General features: G+C 41.3%; 21 protein-coding genes. 9 read left to right on the top strand and 12 right to left on the bottom strand.

The annotated features are described in order from the left end of the window. Positions 1–4 precede the first annotated feature (4 nt). Positions 5–475 (bottom strand): Lrp/AsnC family transcriptional regulator, encoded by a 471-nt coding sequence (locus ABDD95_RS08395; RefSeq protein WP_345951436.1) that lies wholly within the window; start codon positions 473–475, stop codon positions 5–7. Between the two features lie 121 nt (positions 476–596). On the opposite strand from ABDD95_RS08395, the gene ABDD95_RS08390 reads away from it, so the two are divergent. The 3 genes from ABDD95_RS08390 to smpB are packed head-to-tail and all read left to right on the top strand — an operon-like array spanning position 597 to position 3603. Continuing rightward, the gene (locus ABDD95_RS08390; RefSeq protein ID WP_345951435.1) at positions 597–1247 is read left to right on the top strand and encodes a metal-dependent transcriptional regulator; all 651 of its coding nucleotides are present in this window, start codon (positions 597–599) and stop codon (positions 1245–1247) included. Next, on the top strand, positions 1244–3127 hold the full coding sequence (locus ABDD95_RS08385; RefSeq protein ID WP_345951434.1) for an Nramp family divalent metal transporter: 1884 nt from the start codon (positions 1244–1246) through the stop codon (positions 3125–3127). Before ABDD95_RS08390 ends, ABDD95_RS08385 begins: the two co-directional genes overlap by 4 nt. Positions 3128–3153: 26 nt before the next feature. Next, the gene (smpB, locus tag ABDD95_RS08380) at positions 3154–3603 is read left to right on the top strand and encodes an SsrA-binding protein SmpB (protein ID WP_345951433.1); all 450 of its coding nucleotides are present in this window, start codon (positions 3154–3156) and stop codon (positions 3601–3603) included. A gap of 84 nt (positions 3604–3687) precedes the next feature. Here smpB and ABDD95_RS08375 read toward each other — a convergent pair whose 3' ends face one another. Continuing rightward, positions 3688–4344: a protein-L-isoaspartate(D-aspartate) O-methyltransferase gene (locus ABDD95_RS08375; protein ID WP_345951432.1), complete on the bottom strand. Its 657-nt coding sequence runs from the start codon at positions 4342–4344 to the stop codon at positions 3688–3690. 206 nt (positions 4345–4550) lie between these two features. Here ABDD95_RS08375 and ABDD95_RS08370 point away from each other — a divergent pair, with 206 nt between their 5' ends. Further along, positions 4551–4883: a hypothetical protein gene (locus ABDD95_RS08370; RefSeq protein WP_345951431.1), complete on the top strand. Its 333-nt coding sequence runs from the start codon at positions 4551–4553 to the stop codon at positions 4881–4883. A 6-nt stretch (positions 4884–4889) separates the two neighbouring features. Here the strand turns inward: ABDD95_RS08370 and priA are convergent, their stop codons facing one another. Together priA and ABDD95_RS08360 are read right to left on the bottom strand one after the other, a co-directional pair. Continuing rightward, positions 4890–7376, bottom strand: coding sequence for a primosomal protein N' (priA, locus tag ABDD95_RS08365; protein ID WP_345951430.1), 2487 nt, complete (start codon positions 7374–7376; stop codon positions 4890–4892). Positions 7377–7379: 3 nt separating this feature from the next. Continuing rightward, positions 7380–7766 carry a DUF423 domain-containing protein gene (locus tag ABDD95_RS08360; RefSeq protein ID WP_345951429.1) on the bottom strand — a complete coding sequence of 129 codons (387 nt, stop codon included), beginning with the start codon at positions 7764–7766 and terminating at the stop codon, positions 7380–7382. A gap of 90 nt (positions 7767–7856) precedes the next feature. Between ABDD95_RS08360 and ABDD95_RS08355 the strand changes: the two genes are divergently transcribed. Both ABDD95_RS08355 and ABDD95_RS08350 read left to right on the top strand, forming a co-directional pair. Then, on the top strand, positions 7857–9443 hold the full coding sequence (locus ABDD95_RS08355) for a hypothetical protein (protein ID WP_345951428.1): 1587 nt from the start codon (positions 7857–7859) through the stop codon (positions 9441–9443). An 84-nt stretch (positions 9444–9527) separates the two neighbouring features. Next, on the top strand, positions 9528–10970 hold the full coding sequence (locus ABDD95_RS08350) for a DUF5723 family protein (RefSeq protein ID WP_345951427.1): 1443 nt from the start codon (positions 9528–9530) through the stop codon (positions 10968–10970). A gap of 2 nt (positions 10971–10972) precedes the next feature. On the opposite strand, the gene tsaB is transcribed toward ABDD95_RS08350, so the two are convergent. The 4 genes from tsaB to rpmH form a co-directional block, all read right to left on the bottom strand. Then, complete coding sequence (tsaB, locus tag ABDD95_RS08345; protein WP_345951426.1) at positions 10973–11659, bottom strand: tRNA (adenosine(37)-N6)-threonylcarbamoyltransferase complex dimerization subunit type 1 TsaB; 687 nt, start codon at positions 11657–11659, stop codon at positions 10973–10975. 9 nt (positions 11660–11668) lie between these two features. Further along, positions 11669–11911 carry a membrane protein insertion efficiency factor YidD gene (gene yidD / locus ABDD95_RS08340; protein WP_345951425.1) on the bottom strand — a complete coding sequence of 81 codons (243 nt, stop codon included), beginning with the start codon at positions 11909–11911 and terminating at the stop codon, positions 11669–11671. Next, positions 11886–12287, bottom strand: coding sequence for a ribonuclease P protein component (gene rnpA / locus ABDD95_RS08335; protein ID WP_345951424.1), 402 nt, complete (start codon positions 12285–12287; stop codon positions 11886–11888). The genes yidD and rnpA overlap by 26 nt, the downstream gene beginning before the upstream one ends. Before the next feature lie 72 nt (positions 12288–12359). After that, entirely contained in the window at positions 12360–12518 is a 159-nt protein-coding gene (gene rpmH, locus ABDD95_RS08330; protein ID WP_158827814.1) for a 50S ribosomal protein L34, read from the bottom strand. Between the two features lie 140 nt (positions 12519–12658). On the opposite strand from rpmH, the gene ABDD95_RS08325 reads away from it, so the two are divergent. Further along, positions 12659–13522, top strand: a complete 864-nt coding sequence (locus ABDD95_RS08325) for a ChaN family lipoprotein (protein ID WP_345951423.1) — start codon at positions 12659–12661, stop codon at positions 13520–13522. Here ABDD95_RS08325 and mscL read toward each other — a convergent pair whose 3' ends face one another. Further along, a complete protein-coding gene (mscL, locus tag ABDD95_RS08320; protein WP_345951422.1) occupies positions 13523–13912 on the bottom strand; it encodes a large-conductance mechanosensitive channel protein MscL in 390 nt (129 codons plus the stop codon). It lies immediately after the preceding gene. Positions 13913–14077: 165 nt separating this feature from the next. Here mscL and rpoN point away from each other — a divergent pair, with 165 nt between their 5' ends. Further along, positions 14078–15550: an RNA polymerase factor sigma-54 gene (rpoN, locus tag ABDD95_RS08315; protein WP_345951421.1), complete on the top strand. Its 1473-nt coding sequence runs from the start codon at positions 14078–14080 to the stop codon at positions 15548–15550. Positions 15551–15623: 73 nt separating this feature from the next. On the opposite strand, the gene ABDD95_RS08310 is transcribed toward rpoN, so the two are convergent. After that, positions 15624–15944: a hypothetical protein gene (locus ABDD95_RS08310; protein WP_345951420.1), complete on the bottom strand. Its 321-nt coding sequence runs from the start codon at positions 15942–15944 to the stop codon at positions 15624–15626. A 126-nt stretch (positions 15945–16070) separates the two neighbouring features. Here ABDD95_RS08310 and ABDD95_RS08305 point away from each other — a divergent pair, with 126 nt between their 5' ends. Continuing rightward, positions 16071–16577 (top strand): DUF892 family protein, encoded by a 507-nt coding sequence (locus tag ABDD95_RS08305; RefSeq protein ID WP_345951419.1) that lies wholly within the window; start codon positions 16071–16073, stop codon positions 16575–16577. A 73-nt stretch (positions 16578–16650) separates the two neighbouring features. On the opposite strand, the gene ABDD95_RS08300 is transcribed toward ABDD95_RS08305, so the two are convergent. Both ABDD95_RS08300 and ABDD95_RS08295 read right to left on the bottom strand, forming a co-directional pair. After that, positions 16651–17025, bottom strand: a complete 375-nt coding sequence (locus ABDD95_RS08300) for a YtxH domain-containing protein (protein ID WP_345951418.1) — start codon at positions 17023–17025, stop codon at positions 16651–16653. 102 nt (positions 17026–17127) lie between these two features. Beyond that, positions 17128–18999, bottom strand: coding sequence for a PAS domain S-box protein (locus ABDD95_RS08295; RefSeq protein WP_345951417.1), 1872 nt, complete (start codon positions 18997–18999; stop codon positions 17128–17130). Positions 19000–19112: the final 113 nt, after the last annotated feature.

The following is a 19112-nucleotide window of genomic DNA, read 5'->3' as shown; positions in this document are numbered from 1 at the left end:
ATTACTAATATTCTAAAGGCACAGTAGGCTCTTTCTTACTGGTCGACATAATCATCATAGTTTGAAATGTTTTTACCACGGGTATCCGGCTTATCTTATCCATAATTAATTGCTCGTAAAGTTTTATATCGCGTACATATACTTTCAGCAAAAAATCGCATTGCCCGGTCACGTGGTGACATTCCGTTACCTCTTTTATTTTCTGAATTTCTTTTAAAAAAACATCTATTGTGTTGCTTTTATGAAAGTCCAGAGAGACCTGTATAAACGTTTTTATGCCTAATCCCAGTTTCTCTTCATCTACTAAGGCATGGTAGCTTTTAATGTATTCCGCATTCTCCAGCTTACGTACACGTTCTAAGGTAGGTGCCGGCGATAACCCAATTTCATTGGATAGTTGCAGGTTGGTGATACGTCCGTTCTCTTGAAGTATTTTAAGTATTTGTAAGTCTATCTTATCTAATTCAGCACCCATGTTTGCAAAGATATATCAGTACAGCACAAAATAAAATTTTTTATTCAGTTTGATAAACAAAAGTTAATTTTATAAGTTTTAAAATTTAGACAAGCCTAAATTTAATATTAGATTTGTATAAATGCACTCATTTACAGAAGAAAACTATATAAAAAGCATTTATCATTTACTTGTACGCACACAAAGCGCTACAACAAATGATATTGCGGCGGTGCTTGGCACCAAAGCTGCCTCTGTTACAGATATGCTTAAAAAGCTGGCAGATAAAAAGCTTATTAACTACACGCGCTACCAAGGCGTTAGTTTAACCGAAAGTGGTGAGCAGGTTGCATTAGCTGTTGTGCGCAAGCACCGCCTGTGGGAATATTTTTTAGTAGAAAAATTAAACTTTAAATGGGATGAAGTACACGAAATGGCTGAGGAACTGGAGCATATTACTTCGACAAAATTAATTGACAGGCTGGATGAGTTTATGGGATGTCCGCAATTTGATCCGCATGGCGACCCAATACCAGATGTAGACGGCCGGATAATCCAGCAGCAAATGCAGCCAATGCTAGTGCTTTGTAAAGATCAAAGCGGCACCATTGCAGGTGTAGCCAACCACTCCCCTGCTTTTTTGCAGTATCTGGAAAAGACACAGCTTACACTTGGCCAAACTATAACTGTAAAGGAAGTTACAGATTATGACCTTTCGGTGCAATTACATACAAACAACAAGGAATTTAATATAAGCCATGAAGTGGCTAAAAATTTATTAATAATTATATGAGTACTAACAGTGAATCGCTCAGCAGCGTACACAGTTCGGTTGAAACCCAAAATAAAACCGGCTGGCGTAAAATACTGGCTTTCATTGGCCCCGCTTACCTGATTAGTGTAGGTTATATGGACCCGGGCAATTGGGCAACCGATTTACAGGCGGGCAGCCAGTTTGGTTATAAATTGGTATGGGTGCTTTTGATGTCGAACCTAATTGCGCTGTTGCTACAATCGTTAAGCGCGCGGTTAGGCATTGTAAGAGGTTTGGATATAGCCCAGGCCTCAAAAAACACCTATCCACGATTTATAAATTTCTGTTTATACGTTTTGGCTCAGATTGCTATTATAGCATGTGATCTGGCCGAAATTATTGGCATGGCCATTGGCTTGCAATTGTTATTTGGCCTGCCGCTTATTTGGGGTGTATCCATCACCATGCTGGATACGATACTGCTACTTTTCCTGCTCAACAAAGGTATGCGACGGCTTGAAGGTTTCATTGTTTCGCTGATTTTTATTGTTGGGTTTTCGTTTCTTATAGAGATGATTATTGTAAAGCCCGATTTGCCGGAACTTGCCAAGGGCTTTATTCCATCCCCCCTAAATCACGATGCGTTATACATTGCAATTGGTATTATCGGCGCAACAGTAATGCCACACAACTTGTATCTACATTCGTCCCTGGTGCAAACCAGAAAAATAGACCGGAGTGATGCTGGTATACGCAGTGCCTTAAAGTTTAACTTTTGGGATACAACTATAGCTTTAAATCTTGCCTTTTTTGTAAACGCAGCCATATTGATTTTAGCAGCCAGTGCATTTTTTCGCAACGGCTACCACCAGGTTGCCGAAATTCAGGATGCGCACAAATTGTTAAGTAATATCTTTGGCCCAATGGCACCTAAACTGTTTGCCATTGCCTTAATTGCGGCTGGTCAAAGCTCAACTGTAACAGGTACGCTGGCAGGCCAAATTATAATGGAAGGCCACCTCAATCTGCGCATAGCGCCTTGGTTGCGCCGTTTGTTGACCCGTTTGCTGGCTATACTACCGGCATACCTAACCTTGCTGTACGCCGGCGAGAACGGACTAGGCCGTTTGCTGGTTCTAAGTCAGGTGGTTTTGAGCTTACAGCTCGGCTTTGCGGTAATACCACTGATACATTTTACTTCAGACAAGCAAACCATGGGCAAGTTTGTGATAAAGCCGTGGATAAAGATATTGGCCTGGATATTTGCAATTTTGATTGTAGGTTTAAACGCACGCTTGGTTATTGAAGAAATTAATAAGTGGAGTGATGCCAACCCCCAATCCCGCTATATTGTGCATTACGTAATTACTCCTATAGCTATAGCTGTAGGCGTCTTACTGCTGTATGTATTCATCAAGCCATTAATTAGCAAAACAACAAAAAGCACAGCTGCCGTGCCGCACGGCATCGCAGTAGCTATCCAGGAGTTGGATGAGGTGAGCTACAACCGCATTGGCATTGCTATAGATTTTTCGAACAATGACCAAATAGCCATAAAGCACGCCATAACGCAAGGCGGCAAAAAGGCTATGTATACGCTTATACATGTTGTTGAAACTGCAGGCGCCCGTTATCACGGCACACAAGTAATGGACTATGAAACCCAAAGCGATTTTGCCAATATGGAACAATACGTAACGGCGCTTGAGCAATTAGGTTACCAATCGGTAACGCGAATTGGTTATGGTAATAGGGCAAATGCCATAGCAAAGGTTGTACGCGACGAAGGTGTTGACTTTTTGGTAATGGGATCGCACGGCCATAAGGCCATGAAAGATTTAATTTATGGCACTACTGTTGATACGGTAAGGCACCTGGTAAATGTGCCTGTGCTGGTGGTAAAACCAGCCAAAAAATAATTTGCATATTTGCATGCTCAGCCATCATGAACGAACAACTCTATATAAAAAATAAAAAAGCGTATTTTGAATATCATATACTCGACGAGTATACTGCCGGCATAAAATTGCTGGGTACCGAAATTAAATCTATCCGTGATGGAAAGGCTAATCTTAACGATGCCTTTTGTACATTCATCAGTGACCAATTGTACGTTCGCAACCTGCACATATCCGAATATTCGCACGGCTCATTTTATAACCACGAGGCCAAGCGCGACAGGGTTTTGCTGCTGAATAAAAAAGAGCTAAAAAAACTTCGTACCCGGTCTGAAGAGAAAGGATTTACTATAGTACCACTTGCCCTGTTTATCAGTGAGCGCGGCTTCGCCAAATTGAAAATTGGCCTGGCCCAGGGAAAGAAGACTTTCGACAAACGCGAAACCATGAAGGAGCGCGACACCAAGATTGAATTAAGCCGGGTAATGAAAAGATAACCTTGATTTAGGAAGGGTGTGATGAGGAGTTATTATATATACAGTACTACACCGGGTTGGCATAACATCATTACCCTCAAATGCTTACCATGCCTTGTCGCCTACTAGTGGTACAAATCTAAAGGTATCCAATACTACCTTTTCGTAGTCATTTTCAGCTACTTTTAAAATAGTTACCATTTTTTGCTCATTCTCGTCGCCAACCGGAATAACTAGTAAGCCGCCCACATTTAATTGTCGCAACAATATTTCGGGCACCGTGGGTGCACCTGCAGTAACAATAATTTTATCATAAGGAGCATGGGCTTCGATGCCCTTAGAGCCATCGCCTAAAAAGAAATGCGGTTTGTAACCCATGTATGGCAACACCTGTATGGTACGCTCATAAAGTTTCTCCTGCCGCTCAATGGTATAAACCTGCGCACCTAATTCCATTAATACGCAGGTTTGATAACCACAACCGGTGCCTATTTCCAGCACCTTTTGCCCTTTATGAATATGCAATAACTCAGACTGGTAAGCTACGGTATAAGGCTGTGAAATAGTTTGCCCCGCCCCTATCGGAAAGGCAATATCTTTGTAAGCCTGATTCCAAAAGGTTTCATCAAAAAAGAAATGACGGGGTACTTTACCAATAGCGGCCAACACTTGTTCATCTTCAATACCCTTCTTTTTTAAAACTTCAACCAACCTTTTACGGGCACCCTTCTCGCGGTAATTATCAATAAACTTGTAAGCCATTTGTTCTGCAAATCTACGTTAAAACGGGCGCTTTTTGATGATGCTGTAAAAAGTTTGGGCGTGATTGGCGTTTAAGCTATTGGGTGTAAGCACAGTAAAAAATTGTTCTAAGATGTTTGGCATCGAAGCTAAACTTCACAATTTGATAACAATAAACGTTGTTGCATTTATGCAATGCTGCACGTACTTATTTAAACAATAACTAAATGACAAAATTTGTACGTACAAAAGCGTGGTTCGCGGCTTGTTTGTTGATCATATCAACAATAGCTTGCAATAAACACGATTGTGAAGAAGTCGAAGACGATCGCTTGGAAACTACTGCAACCATTATTGATAGTGGAAGCCCGGCCCTAGATGGTTGTGGATGGCTGATCAGAACAAACGGAACAACTTACAGCCCGGATAATTTGCCTGAGGCTTTTAAACTGAATAACATTCAGGTAAAAATTATTTACACTATATCAGAAGCTAAATTTCAATGTGGATTTAACAACAGTGGTCCGAATTTTATCCACTTGTACGATATCAAAAGATAGCCCGCCTTAGTAAGGATCTACATTGGGCTGTACCAAGCACCCTTTACTTAATTTGGTGGTCTGAAACTGCAAAATCACATCGCGAATTACGGTTTTAACCTTAGCAATAGAAACACTGTCCTTCTCGAATTTTAGCATGATAGATTTGATATAAAAGTTACGTATCCGGCTTATCAACGGAAACTCTGGCCCTATCACACGGTCGCCAAAGTGCTTACCAAGTTCATTAGCCAGGTACTCGGCCTGATGAAATAATCGTTCTGCATCTTTGTGTTTTACGTCCATTTGTATGATGCGATAAAACGGCGGATACTTAAAGCTCTTACGTTCCTCTATCTCTGTCAAATAAAGTTCCTTATAATCATTCCGTATTACTTGGTCAACAACCCGGTGATGCGGATTGTATGTTTGTATAACTACCTTACCTTGCTTGCCCCGTCTTCCGGCTCTTCCACTCACCTGTGCCAACATCTGAAAACTACGCTCGTTGGCACGATAATCAGGATACTTTAGCAAACTATCTGCATTGATGATACCAATAACGGTTACATCAGAAAAATCCAGTCCCTTGGCCACCATTTGCGTACCTACCAGTATGTCTATGCGTTTTTCCTCAAGGTCGTTAAGCATGTTTTGGTAAGCATTGCGTGTGCGGGTGGTGTCCAGGTCCATACGGGCTATGCGTGCATCGGGTAGCAAAACCTGCAGCTCGTCTTCTATTTTTTCCGTACCAAAGCCCTTATACTCCAAGTGGGTTGAACCGCATGCCGGGCAGGTATTGAGTGATTCCTCTTTATAACCACAATAATGGCAATGCAAATGGCTACTACTTTTATGGTAAGTTAAACTTACATCACAATTGATACAACGCGGTGTAAAGGCGCAAACGCGGCAAACCAATACAGGTGCGTACCCGCGCCTGTTCTGGAAAAGAATAACCTGTTCTTTATTGGCTATAGCATTTTGCATATCCTTCATCAGCACACTCGTAAAGTGCGATTGCATGGTTTTGCGCTTGGTTTCCTCTGTAATACTCACAACCTCAATTTGCGGCAGGCTTACGCCACCAAAGCGTTCCGTTAACTCGGCCAAACCATACTTTTTAGTACGGGCATTAAAGTAAGATTCGAATGATGGTGTAGCCGACCCCAACAATACTTTAGCTTGATAACGGCCCGCCAGATAAATGGCGGCATCGCGAGCATTGTACCGCGGAGCTGGCTCAAACTGCTTGTAAGAAGTTTCGTGCTCTTCATCAATGATAATAAGGCCCAAATTATCAAACGGCAAAAATACCGATGAACGTGCGCCAAGTACCACTTTGTATTCATGCTTTAGTACCTTTTGCCACACCTCTACGCGTTCATTGTCATTAAAACGGGAATGGTAAACACCTATATCATTACCGAAATATTTACGTAAACGCTCAATAACGTGCGTGGTTAAGGCAATCTCTGGTAATAGATATAAAACCTGTTTGCCGGCCCGTATAGCTTCTTCTACCAGCCTGATATATATTTGCGTTTTCCCGGATGATGTCACACCATGCAGTAATATCACTTCCTTTTCATGAAATTGCTGTTGTATATCTTCTAACGCCCCTTGCTGTGCCTCATTTAAGTTGAAGGTTGCAAATGATTCATAATCTTCATAATAAAGCCGGCTTACATTTTTATCTTCTGCTATCAATATCTGCTTATCTGTTAATGCTTTAATGATAGATGAACTTGCATCACTTGCATCAGTAAGGTCGTTTTTAGATACCAGCTTTTTCTCGCGCGACAATTTGATGTAAGCTAAAACGGCATCTGCCTGTTTAGGTGCCCGGCGTTCGAGTTGTACAAACAAGGCCTTCAACTGGTCCGGATCATCGTAAATCGGATTTAATCGGATGTAAGTACGCTTACGGGGTTTATAACGCTCACTCACCTCTTCCGATATGTGGATGATGTTCTTATCAAACATGGATTTGAGCACCGGCATTACCGTTTTTTGGCCCAGCAGCTTTACAATATCACTTACCGTGAGCACAGGTTGCAGGTCAAGTGCATCTACAATTAAAAATTCCTTATCATGCAATTGAGAACGGTCAACATGTTCGTCGGGGTTGAGCATAATGCGGGTTTCACTGGCCAGCTTTAGGGCCGATGGTAGCGCCGCAGCCATCACTTCGCCTATGTTGCATAAATAATAATCGGCCAGCCACTTCCAAAATTCCAACTGCTGTGGCGTAACAACAGGCTCTTTATCTAACACATCCATTAGATATTTGGCCTCATACCTACCAGGCGCTTCGTTTGTAATCTCTTTAATTATCGCAGTGTATAATTTGCTTTTACCAAACTGTACTACCACCCGTTTACCTATGGCAACGGCATCATTAAGTTCAAATGGCACACGGTACGTGTAATTTTTAGAAATAGCCAGCGGCAGTATTACCTCTGCAAAAAGAGTAACACGGTCGGTGTGGTGTGTTTCAGCAAATTCTAACATGATTTATTTTTCTTTCCCGGCGCCTAATGCCAGTGTAATCCAGCCGGCTATAAACAACAGTCCGCCTACTGGTGTGATTGGCCCCAACACGTGGAGCCAGCTCCATTGCAGTATACTATTACAGGCCAGCAAGTATAATGAACCGGAAAAAAATAATATACCCAACGTAAACAGCCAGTAACTGGCATAGGTAAAATTATTATTGCTGCGGTTAAATGCTGCCAGAAACAATAACGCAAAAACATGGTAAAAATGATACTGAACGGCAGTACCCCATACTTGCAGTTGCTGTGGTTCGAGCCGGGCCTTCAATCCATGGGCGCCAAAAGCGCCCGTAATAACAGCCAGTGCGCCTAATAACGCTGCAGTAACAATTATTCTTTTATTCATTCAGATGTAAATTCATGCTAAATTAACCAATTGCAAGTATTCCTTTATTGGCACAAGGTAAAAATCTACATTTGCCTATTGTAAAGCATTATGAAGAAACTGATTATCATCACCATACTTTTATTGATAGCAACCGCGGTGGTAACAGTTGCATATTTTAAACACCTGAACCCGCCGGGTCAACGAGCCACTCAAGTAATCAATACCATACCGCCGTCAGCAGCCTTAATTTTTGAGTTTAACAATGATGACAGCTTTTATGACATTTACCAAAAAAGCAGCCTATTTAGTGCTGTAACAGGCAAAAACAAAATGGCGCAGTTACACGCGCTACGTCAATCTGTATTGGGCAACAATTTGTTAAAGCCTTTCTTTTCTGATCAAAATATCTTCGTCTCCATACACCCACAACGTGATGACAGCCTGGCATTTTTAATAACCATATCTACCACAACAGAGCTAGGCAATAATGTTATAGCACAGGCAGTGCACCAGCCCAACGTTAAATTAAAAGCTGTTAAATTTGGTAAAAAAGCAGGCTATGCACTAAAAACCGATTCGCTTGATTCAGACTTTTATCTGGCTAACAAAGGTAGTGGTATTTGGCTGGGTAGTTTTTCGAAAGACCTAGTAGAGGAAAGCTTGAAGTATGCTGCTAATGAGCAAACAAGCCAATTTGTTTTATTACCTGATCAGCAAAATGCAACTTCTTTAGGCACCCTTTACGTCAATTACAAGCAAGTTGGACCTTTACTTAACCAATTATACAAAGGAGAAAATGTAGATCTTTGGAAGGGTTTGCCTATGCTCCCCGCTACCGCTACTTTAAGCCTAAATTATAAGAGCGACGCCTTAATGTTTAATGGGTTTACAACGTTTAAAAGCGCTCAGCACATTAGTTATGTTGACATTTTCAGAAAGATGGCCCCGGTTGCAATGGACCTGAAGAATTTGTTTCCCTCCACAACTGCCTATGGCTGTAGCTATGCAACACCGGATGTAAAGTTATTTAAAAAGTTGTTGAATAGCTGGCAACACAAGGCAGGTTTAGAAGCAGACAAATCATCGCTTTTTAAAAAGATAAAGAACGAAACCGGCGTGCAATTCAACAAGGAATTTGACAATTTACTCGATAATGAGTTTGCCGTAATTACCACCCGTTTTCAAGAAAAGCTAGCCATTATTAAAGTGAAAAACGGTACAGCACTTAGGCCATACCTTAACAACATTAGTACACTCACACCAGATGAGGAAAGCGGGCAGCTTAATTATAACCAGGTTTTCTTATTTTTATTAGGCGATGCCCTAACACCGTTTCGCCGGCCCTATTTTATAATTTTAGATAATTATCTGGTACTGGCTAACTCGTCGCATGATTTAGCCAACTTTAAACAGAATTATCTGAACAATGAATTTTTAAACAACAGTGCCGACTATGTGGCTTTTAACAACTTGTTGGCGCAACGTTGTAATGTAAGTTACTTCGTGCACTTTAAGAATGCCGGCTACGTTTTTAAGCGCACGCTTAAATCGCCATATGCAAAAGCTTACCAGCAGCAGCCCGGACTAAAAGATTATTACGCCGCATCCTATCAACTTTCTGCTTCTGAAAATCAATATTACACCAACCTTTGTTTCAAACTAAACACGCCCGACAGCGTTTCTTTATCCAGGTAACATTATTTTTACAATTTGTGGCTGGCGCTGTAATAAAAGGCAATATTCTGCGTCTATGCTACTAATACTTGCTTTAACGTCTGAATGAATAAGTTTTTAATTGGTTTACTATTAATTGGCATAAGTACTAAAAGTTACGCTCAACGTTTTGCCCACTATAATACCGGCACGTTGTACGACTCTTTTGAAAACCCATCGCAGGCTGCTTTTATACCCGACTCGAGCCGGCAGTTTGCTTTTAGTTTGTTACCCAACATAAGTGTAAATGCGTTTTTACAAGGTAACGGTCAATACACCTTAAAATCGAGACTTTTTTTGGGCCGATATAATAGTGAAGCGATTACTGTAGGCCAAAACCAGAATAACAATGTAATGGCTAATGTTAACGGGTATATTGGAATGCTTAAAATGTTTACCAGTTTAAGCGGCAAACAGGAAGTTGGCGTGTCATGGCAAGTTAAGGGTTATGGACGCGGTATGGTTACCGATGAAACGATGGCCCTTTTTAACGGAGCCGGCCCCTTTATTGGAAACAACCCCTCTCCTGTTATAAGCTATGCAAATATATTTAACAGCAAGGCCTTCTATGAAGCCTATCATCAGTTTAGTATCACCTACCGTGAAAAGGTAACGCAAACATTTGCAGTTGGCGTTAAGTTAAGTGCTTTATCAGGAATAGCTTACAACAAAATCAACATTACGCAATCGAACATAGACTTTTTCCGGCAACAAGATGCTGCCGTCCTCGCATTAGCCGGTACATTTCAAAGCACTTATGAGCTTGGCACCTTTCGAAAACGGGATTTGCTTCCTAATATAAATAATCCAGGCGCAGCTATTGGTTTAGGTGCTACGTATACAGGCTTAGCCGGCATCATTATGCAGGGTAATATTAAAGACCTTGGCTTTATAAGATGGGGAGGCGACGCAACAACTTATACCTTTGGCAATGGTGTACCACCTGCACGTATCGAGGGTCTATCTACACCGCAACGCGAAAAAAATGTGAGCAATGCTTTAACTAAATTAGTAGAACGATTACCAGAACAAAAACCTTTTGTTAAACCTATTGTGGGTAGGGCCGAATTTTCGATGGCTAAGAAATTCATGTTTGGTAAAACTACCTATTTACCTACGGCTATAGTTTCTAAGCAACTTTACGGATCTGGCACTGCCCTCGCATTGGTGAATCAAATAGATTTCGGTGGATTTGGTGCCTCTTTAAGCGGTATTTCCAATGAAGAAAAGCGCTTTGATCTAGGCCTTCAATTCATGTATAAATCACCGAACTTTGAGATTTTTGTTGGCAGCGAGCAACTCGGCAAAACAATGAACCTTAATAGTGCAAGCGGAAAAAACGAGGATGCTATACTCAAACCGATGTCACATTCGGGTGGAAATATCTACTTTGGCTTCTCCTTTAAGTTTGGTAAACTTATAGAACGCTGGAAGGGCGAAGGATACCATTACAACGGAGCAGAACAAGGACCGCTTGGCCAGGCCTGGAACCGGTGGTTTAATAAATAAGCTTAAGCACCTGCCTTTTTGCCGGCAATAAACTCCTTCAAATAAAAAGGCTCAAAGTAAGCAACGTCCTCAAACAGCCTAGCTTCAAAGGCTGCACCTGCACGGAATGCCAAATGAGCGGCAGAATTTATAAAGTTGGTATGAAATAAAGCGTTGCCGTGTGCTTCTAAAACGGACTGGCACTTAGCTGCACCATCTCCAAAAAATAGTACTTTTTGACTCGCCAGCACAGTAGCAAAACTATTTTCATCAATAATTTCTGCAGTGGTATTTTGCAAACGGTTTCCGTTAACATCAAATAAGGCCGTATAAACCTCCATTCGTCGGGCGTCAATCATAGGGCATAATAACAGGCTTTTATCCGTTACCTGCTTAGCCATACCATCAGCCATAGCTTGTAAAGTTTCAACAGCAATCAATGGTTTATCCAAAGCATAGCACATACCTTTGGCTGTTGATACACCTATCCGTAAACCCGTGTATGAACCGGGCCCACTGCTTACTGCAACGGCATCAATATCCTGGTAAGTTTTTTGGGCCGTTTTGAAGACGTCTTCAATAAATATTGTAATTACTTCGGCGTGTACGTTTCGCTGGTTGAGTTCTTTTAACGCTAAAACATTTCCATTATCCACTAACGCTACCGAACACGCTGTAGTGGCTGTTTCTATTTGAAGAATTAAACTCATTGGTTTTAGTTAAGGTACCGGATCATGCCCATGGCCTCCCCAAGGATTACAACGGATTATACGCTTTATTGTAAGCCAACCACCTTTAAAGGGACCATGTTTTTTTATAGCCTGCAAACCATAATGCGAACAGGTAGGCGTGTAGCGGCAAGATGCGCCCAATATTGGCGAAAGCACAATTTGATAACCTCTTATGAGCAGGATAAATAACCGGCTTATAACGTTATTAAACAGCTTTAGGATGGTTTGCATAAGCCTGCTCGCACAGTTGCGACAATAGTTTAACCATCTTTTTATCCATAAAAGTAAAATCGTTTATCTCTTTACCAATGTAGTTAAGGGATAAAAGGATTTGCGTGCCTTGCTCTTGCAACGGTTGGTAGAGTAACAGTTGTTTGTGTAGCCGGTACACCTCACGCATGCGCCTCTTAATCAAATTCCGATCAACCGCACGGCGATAGCGCTTCTTAGATACTGCAAAAACAACCTGCACAGTAGCCGGCTGCTGTACTGATGCCTGCAACCATGATACACGGAATGGATAACACAAAAAGGAAGAGCCGCTACGAAAAAGCTCATCTAAAAGCCTTTTATTGCATAGCCGCTCTTCCTTTTTAAAAGTATACATATTGCTTATATGGTTAACCGGAGATTAATAAATAACGGCACCAACCCCAGTTATAGGAGCAAGCAACCTGTATTATGCCTTATGACGACGCTCGTCAGACACTGATAATCTCTTTCTGCCTTTTGCTCTTCTGGCTGCTAATATCCTTCTGCCGTTAGCAGTTGCCATGCGCTCACGGAAACCGTGTTTGTTTCTTCTTTTACGTTGAGACGGCTGAAACGTTCTTTTCATGATTGTATATTCTTATATTCGTTATATTCCTAAAAAACGGGAGCGCAAATTTAGTGTTTTTCTGTTAGTTATCAAATATAATTATTACTATTTAAAATTATGGCTTATTGGCAGTAAATTACGATTCTAAACAGGTAATTATGAAATTAGGTCTTGTATATGTACTGCTACTTATACCCTTTCTGGCGCCAGCGCAAAACAACTACAAAGTGTTTAACACCACTACACAAAAGCTGGCCACGCTTGATGATATTGCAAAGGAGATGGCTAACGCGGATGTGTTGTTTTATGGTGAAGAACATAACGATTCGGTTGGCCACACATTAGAGCTAGCGTTGTTTACCAAACTTATTGAAAAATATCCAGGCAAAGCTACTTTATCGCTCGAGATGTTTGAGACAGATACACAGCCTGTGCTAAATGAATACCTCAACGGTTTGATACGCGAAAAAAATATGATTAGCGACGCACGTGCATGGCCTAATTACACAGACTACCGCCCGATGGTAGAATTGGCTAAACAGCAGCACATACCTGTTATTGCTGCTAACTCACCCGGCCGATATACCAACCGGGTAACCCGCTTGGGCTTAAACAGCTTAAACGATTTGAGCTCCACCGCAAAAACTTGGCTTCCTCCCCTGCCTGTTGATACAGCAACTGGTGCCTACGCTAAAAAGTTTGCCGCTTTAATGGGAGGGCACGGGATGCCGGGCATGCAAGTGTACCAATCACAAAACCTTTGGGATGCCACAATGGCCTGGTCAATTACCAAGCATCTTAAGGCACACGCCGGCTGCAAAATTATGCAAATCAATGGAGGCTTTCACAGCGAGGATAAGTTAGGCGCTGTAGAAAAACTTAAAAAGTATGCACCAACAGCACGCATAATAAACGTGGCGGCATATGCTATTGACAATATAGAAACGGTTGACTGGAGCAAATACAACAAAGCCAACAATTATATAATTGTAACCGACATTAAATTGCAGAAAAGCTTTTAGTTAAGCCTTACGAGCCAGAATATCTCTTATCTCAGTTAATAAAACCTCTTCTTTGCTTGGTGCCGGAACCACTGTGGGCGCCACAGCTTCTTTCTTTTTGAACCTGTTGATTGCTTTTATAAATAAAAATAAAGCAAAGGCAACGATAACGAAAGAAATGATTTGTGACAAGAAATTGCCGTACTTAATGGCCGTACCGGGCACCACCAACTGGCTCAGGTTTGATAAGTTAGCCGCTTTTAGTGCAGGCGTTAATATAGCCGGAGTAATTATATCCTCCACAAGCGAGCTAACAATTTTTCCAAAAGCGGCGCCTATAACTACTGCAACAGCTAAATCCAACACATTGCCTTTAACGGCAAACTCTTTAAACTCTTTTAAAATCGACATAAGGCGAATAATTAGTTGTACGCAGGCTAATTTACAATAATATTAGCATATCAAAATTCAATGTCAGCACAAACAAAACCCCGCTTTTGGTATTTACCCATTAATCTATAAACTTACTTTTTGTTTAATAACGCCTATTGATGTATTTTTGGCGTAGTCTATATTATGTTAAAACAGAATCTTCAACAAAAACTCTTACAAAAGCTTTCACCACAGCAAATTCAGTTTATTAAGCTGTTGCAAGTACCTACGGTATCGCTCGATACCCGTATTAAGGAAGAATTAGAAGAAAATCCGGCTCTTGAAGATTTAAGCTTAACTAATATGAGCGAGCCGGAAGAACAATATCCCGACCGCGACCCAGATGAAGATTACTCAGGCAACGAAGAAAGCAATGAGTATGATGAGTTTAATATCGACGACTACCTGCAGGACGACAACGTAAACGATTACGGCTCCCGATATGACCAAAACGGTGATGACGACGAGGAACGTAAGGAAATGCCTATAGCTATACAAAGCTCATTTTTCGAAAACCTGCAATCGCAATTGGATTTAGTACCATTGAGCGATAAAGATTTCCGTATAGGGCAGCAAATTATAGGCAGTTTAGATGATGATGGTTATTTACGCCGCCCTATCATGTCGCTAACTGATGACCTGGCATTTTCACAGAATGTAATGGCCGAGGACGAAGAAGTGGAAGAAATGTTAAAAGTGATTCAAAGCTTCGATCCTCCGGGCGTTGGTGCACGCAGTTTGCAGGAATGTTTGCTCATTCAATTACGGCGCAAAGACGTTACCGATCCTATCATTGTTAAAGCCATACTGGTAGTTGAGCACTATTTGGACGAGTTTACCCGCAAGCACTACGACAAGCTAGAGAAATCGTTGAACATGAACTCTATTGAGTTGCGTGGCGTTGTTAACGAAATTTTGAAGCTCAACCCTAAACCGGGCGACTCTAATGAGGTTAATACCAAACAACAGCAAGTTATTCCTGATTTCCATATCAGCAATAATGATGGCGTGCTGATACTTACCCTTAATGCCAAGAACGCTCCCGAGTTGCGTGTAAGCCGCTCTTACCAGGAAATGTTTGAGCATTATGATAAGGCTTCGCAGCGCGATAAAAAAATGAAAGAGGCGGTACAGTTTGTAAAGCAAAAACTCGACTCGGCCAAGTGGTTCATAGATGCTATTAAGCAACGGCAGCAAACATTGTTAAAAACAATGAACGCTATTATGCAGTATCAATATGAATTCTTTTTAACCGGCGATGAAAAGAATTTGCGCCCTATGATATTAAAAGATATTGCAGACCGTATCGGTATGGATATTTCTACAGTATCGCGCGTGGCAAACTCCAAATACGTGCAAACCGAACATGGAACTTACCTGCTTAAGTCTTTCTTTTCCGAAGCTATTCAAACCGAAAGCGGCGAAGAGGTATCCAATAAAGAGGTTAAGAAGATTTTGGAAGAGTGTATTGGTGGCGAAGATAAACGCCACCCACTGGCCGATGAAAAACTTACCGATATATTAAAAGAAAGGGGCTATAACATTGCCCGCCGCACCGTGGCTAAATATCGTGAGCAAATGAATATACCGGTAGCCCGCCTGCGTAAGGAACTTTAAGAGTATAAACTGGTAGCAGAAGCGAAGACCTGGCAAAACCAGGTCTTTTAACGTCTCTCTAATTCTTATTCAATTACTCGTTATCAAAATCAGGCTCTTCCTGGCTGTCGTTGTTGAATGCTTCAGGGCGCACACTTTGTATGGCGGCACCAATTCGCTCAACCAGGTCGTCATCCAAAGCGCCATCTTGCTGTTCCCAGCATTCAATTTCTTTACATGTGTGCACCAGCGTACACAAATGCTCGTCGTTAGCCACAACAATGTAAGTATCATTACAAGGTATGACTAACATGTTGCTTAAATCGCCGGTATCATAAAAATCAACTTCAATTCTAAATGACTCTTCGCTGTTTTGCTCGTTGAAGTCAAGCTCGTCGAAATTTTCTTGTTGCATATTTAAAATACAAACTTAGTCACGGATGGTTTTCTGAAAAACGATGAAGCAATCGTTAATATTAATTATAGATTAATTTTCACTAAACTAATTGCTAAGCCGCATTTTAATGAGTTACTTTACTATATGGAACTCAACCTCGCCAACTCAACAAGCCCCGAGATGCTCAAATTGCACTTTGTGCATCACTTAAACAGAGTTTATTTCGGCAAAAAATACCTACAGGAACATGTTCCTAATCTAATCGGTATATCCTCTCTTCGCAAGCTACAATTAGCTATACATGAGACTTGGGAAGATATTTGCAACCAGGTGAAGCGGCTGCAAGAAATATATGTGCTTATTGATGAACAGCCAGCTAACGAAAATTGCGTTCCTATAATTGCTGTATTTAAAGACGCCTTTGAACCACAGGATTATGGTGCTGATACCAACCTGATCAATGATGTGGATATTATACTCTACTTGCAGCTTTTAGAGCATATTAATTTAACCTCATACAGGCTGTTAAAAGTATTGGCCGCCGCACTAAATTATAAAGAAGCGGAGCAACTACTGCTTGAAAGCTTTGATGAAGCGATAGATAACGACAAACTTTTTGCGATGATTGCGGACGAATATGTTAAACGTTAACGCTTATTGATAAACTAAAAAAGCCTTTAGCGTTAAGCTAAAGGCTTTTTTAGTTTATATAAATTGCTTTAAATTATGCGTTTTGAACTGAAGTGTTCAGATCGTCAGCTTCGCCTTTAAAGGCTGATTTGGCTCTGTCAACAGAATCACTTGCATATGATTTTGCATCATCAAACTTAGCTTCAGCCTCGTCTTTGTAGTCTGATAAGTTACCCAATACGCCGTTGAATTTTGACTTTGCTTTATCAACCAGTGTATTGCCATATTCTTTCAGGTCATCACCGGTAATTTTTGCTTTGTCTTTCGTTTTTTCAACTAAGTCATTTACATAATCGGCAATGTCTTCGCGCAACTCTGAGCCACTCTCAGGCGCTAACAGTAAACCTATTGCTGCACCAGCTGCAGCACCTACTAAAAGTGCTGCAATAATTTTAGTTTGATCTTTCATGTCTTTGTTCTTTTTAGCAGATGATATAAATGCATAACGTTTTATGAACACTACTGTTTAAATAATTTGCAAAAAAGTGTAATTGGGCAGATTAGCAACAAGCTAAGCCTCATATCTATACAACGGTAACGAAAAGTAGAAGGCAGAGCCATTGCTTTTTTCACTCTGAACCCAAACATGCCCGCTGTGCCTTTTAATAATTTCGGCAGCTACATACAGGCCAATTCCAAAGCCAGAGAACGTTTGCTCATTTTTCCCTTCAACCCGGTAAAACCGGTTAAATATTTTTGCTTGCTCCTCCGGATTAATACCTATTCCATAATCCTGAACCGCAATCTTTACTTCATGCTCAGTAGCGCTTACTTTAACATCTATACGGTCACTTTCGGGCGAGTATTTGATGGCATTAGTCAAAAAATTAGTCATTACCTGGGCAATACGGTCGCGGTCGGCGTTAACGGTATAAGATGGCGCTGGCGTAAAAACGATGTCATGGTGTGTGGCTGTATGCTGCACTTCCTCTATCGTTTCTTTTAAAACATCATTCAACACAAACGGCTCGCAATTAAGGCTTAGCCTGCCGCTTTCCATTTTCGAAACGTCAAGTAAATCGGTAATTAAACGTGTTAGCTTATTAATTTGCTTATTAACGGTGTTTAAGGATTTCAACAGAAATTCATCCTCACTACGATCTTTATAAATGGAAAGTAACAGTTGTATATACGCCTTTATTGATGTAATTGGCGTTTTTAGCTCGTGACTGGCCATGCCGATAAAATCGTTTTTGACTTGCTCGTGTTCTTTCATGTCGGTAATATCCATACCCGAGCCTATATAGCCTTCAAACACACCAGCGTTCATCCGCGGAACTCCTTTCATACCAATCCACCTAAAGTCTTCGCCACTCTTCATCCGGTACTCCAGGTAAAATTCTTCGCGGTTATCAAATGCCTGGTTGTAGCTGGTGATAACCATTTCCTTATCGTTAGGATGCATAAGGCTGCTCTGCAGATGCCCATTATCTGACAGCAACTCGGCCACGTTGGCAAATTGCGTCCAGTTCTTATTCAAAAAAGTAGTACGTTTATCAACACCCGTCATCCAGATGAGTACCGGAGCAGAGTCGGCAATGTTTCTGAAACGCTCCTCGCTGTCTCTCAGCATTTGCTCAGATTTTTTACGCTCCGTGATATCCATACATGAGCCTACATAACCTGCAAACTCACCATTTGATAAATAACGCGGTTTTCCTGTTGCCGCTACCCACTGGGTACATCCATCCTTTCTTAAAACCCTAAAATCAACCTGATACTGGCTTTTAAGGTTAACATCCCGCCTAAAATTGTTGATGACCTGCTCACGGTCCAGCGGTACTACAAATTCAATCCAGCCGCGGCCCAGGTGAACATCGTACGGTTCGCCGGTCCAGTCAATCCAGGTTTGGTTTACAAAAATTATATCGCCTTTGGTGTCAACAGTCCACAACGCTGTTGCGGCTGCATCGGTTATATCTTTGAATAGTAATTGTTGTTCTGCAAATTGCTGGCGTGCTTGTACCTTAACGGTAACATCATGCCCAAATAAGATTAATCCATCAATATCATTTCCGGCACTTCGATAAGGAGAGCATGCGAAGTCGAAGAAGCGTTCAGATAAATTACCATCACTGTCCCAGTCTGCTGTTACCGCATACTCATATTTATGTGCGGTTTCGCCGGTTTTATACACCTCTTCTAACATCCGGAACCATTCGCCCCCTTCCGGGTCATGCCATGCCTGCCGTAAGGGTTTGTTTAACAGGTCTCTGCCTCCACATATCTTCTGAAACAAAAGGTTGTTAAATTCACATAAACTCTCAGGTCCGCGCAAAATAGCTAGCGCACCAGGAGCCTGCATAAATGCTTGCCTGAGTTGGTTATCTGACTGATAAAAGCTGCCGGCAGAAAAACCGGTCTCTTCTGTTTCGGATAGCATATAATAGATGTTAATCTAATTTCCAGATTTAATTGCGAAATAGCAAGCTTAATTTTTCAAATTGTATTAGTTTCAATTTTCACAAGTTGGCAAAGTACAGGAGGTAACAATTT

The organism is Mucilaginibacter sp. PAMB04274 (genome assembly GCF_039634385.2).
Taxonomy (GTDB): Bacteria; Bacteroidota; Bacteroidia; order Sphingobacteriales; family Sphingobacteriaceae; genus Mucilaginibacter.
Note: the sequence above shows the minus strand (reverse complement) of the source record. Positions and strands in the feature narration are given on the sequence as shown.

Excerpts from the sequence above, each read along its gene's own strand:
- rnpA (WP_345951424.1), bottom strand. The coding sequence starts at position 12,287 with ATGTATACTTTTAAAAAGGAAGAGCGGCTATGCAATAAAAGGCTTTTA.
- yidD (WP_345951425.1), bottom strand. The coding sequence starts at position 11,911 with ATGCAAACCATCCTAAAGCTGTTTAATAACGTTATAAGCCGGTTATTT.
- rpoN (WP_345951421.1), top strand. The coding sequence starts at position 14,078 with ATGTTAAAACAGAATCTTCAACAAAAACTCTTACAAAAGCTTTCACCA.
- priA (WP_345951430.1), bottom strand. The coding sequence starts at position 7,376 with ATGTTAGAATTTGCTGAAACACACCACACCGACCGTGTTACTCTTTTT.
- ABDD95_RS08370 (WP_345951431.1), top strand. The coding sequence starts at position 4,551 with ATGACAAAATTTGTACGTACAAAAGCGTGGTTCGCGGCTTGTTTGTTG.
- ABDD95_RS08305 (WP_345951419.1), top strand. The coding sequence starts at position 16,071 with ATGGAACTCAACCTCGCCAACTCAACAAGCCCCGAGATGCTCAAATTG.
- ABDD95_RS08355 (WP_345951428.1), top strand. The coding sequence starts at position 7,857 with ATGAAGAAACTGATTATCATCACCATACTTTTATTGATAGCAACCGCG.
- ABDD95_RS08385 (WP_345951434.1), top strand. The coding sequence starts at position 1,244 with ATGAGTACTAACAGTGAATCGCTCAGCAGCGTACACAGTTCGGTTGAA.
- ABDD95_RS08295 (WP_345951417.1), bottom strand. The coding sequence starts at position 18,999 with ATGCTATCCGAAACAGAAGAGACCGGTTTTTCTGCCGGCAGCTTTTAT.
- ABDD95_RS08325 (WP_345951423.1), top strand. The coding sequence starts at position 12,659 with ATGAAATTAGGTCTTGTATATGTACTGCTACTTATACCCTTTCTGGCG.
- smpB (WP_345951433.1), top strand. The coding sequence starts at position 3,154 with ATGAACGAACAACTCTATATAAAAAATAAAAAAGCGTATTTTGAATAT.
- ABDD95_RS08390 (WP_345951435.1), top strand. The coding sequence starts at position 597 with ATGCACTCATTTACAGAAGAAAACTATATAAAAAGCATTTATCATTTA.
- rpmH (WP_158827814.1), bottom strand. The coding sequence starts at position 12,518 with ATGAAAAGAACGTTTCAGCCGTCTCAACGTAAAAGAAGAAACAAACAC.
- ABDD95_RS08375 (WP_345951432.1), bottom strand. The coding sequence starts at position 4,344 with ATGGCTTACAAGTTTATTGATAATTACCGCGAGAAGGGTGCCCGTAAA.
- tsaB (WP_345951426.1), bottom strand. The coding sequence starts at position 11,659 with ATGAGTTTAATTCTTCAAATAGAAACAGCCACTACAGCGTGTTCGGTA.
- ABDD95_RS08350 (WP_345951427.1), top strand. The coding sequence starts at position 9,528 with ATGAATAAGTTTTTAATTGGTTTACTATTAATTGGCATAAGTACTAAA.
- mscL (WP_345951422.1), bottom strand. The coding sequence starts at position 13,912 with ATGTCGATTTTAAAAGAGTTTAAAGAGTTTGCCGTTAAAGGCAATGTG.
- ABDD95_RS08395 (WP_345951436.1), bottom strand. The coding sequence starts at position 475 with ATGGGTGCTGAATTAGATAAGATAGACTTACAAATACTTAAAATACTT.
- ABDD95_RS08310 (WP_345951420.1), bottom strand. The coding sequence starts at position 15,944 with ATGCAACAAGAAAATTTCGACGAGCTTGACTTCAACGAGCAAAACAGC.
- ABDD95_RS08360 (WP_345951429.1), bottom strand. The coding sequence starts at position 7,766 with ATGAATAAAAGAATAATTGTTACTGCAGCGTTATTAGGCGCACTGGCT.
- ABDD95_RS08300 (WP_345951418.1), bottom strand. The coding sequence starts at position 17,025 with ATGAAAGATCAAACTAAAATTATTGCAGCACTTTTAGTAGGTGCTGCA.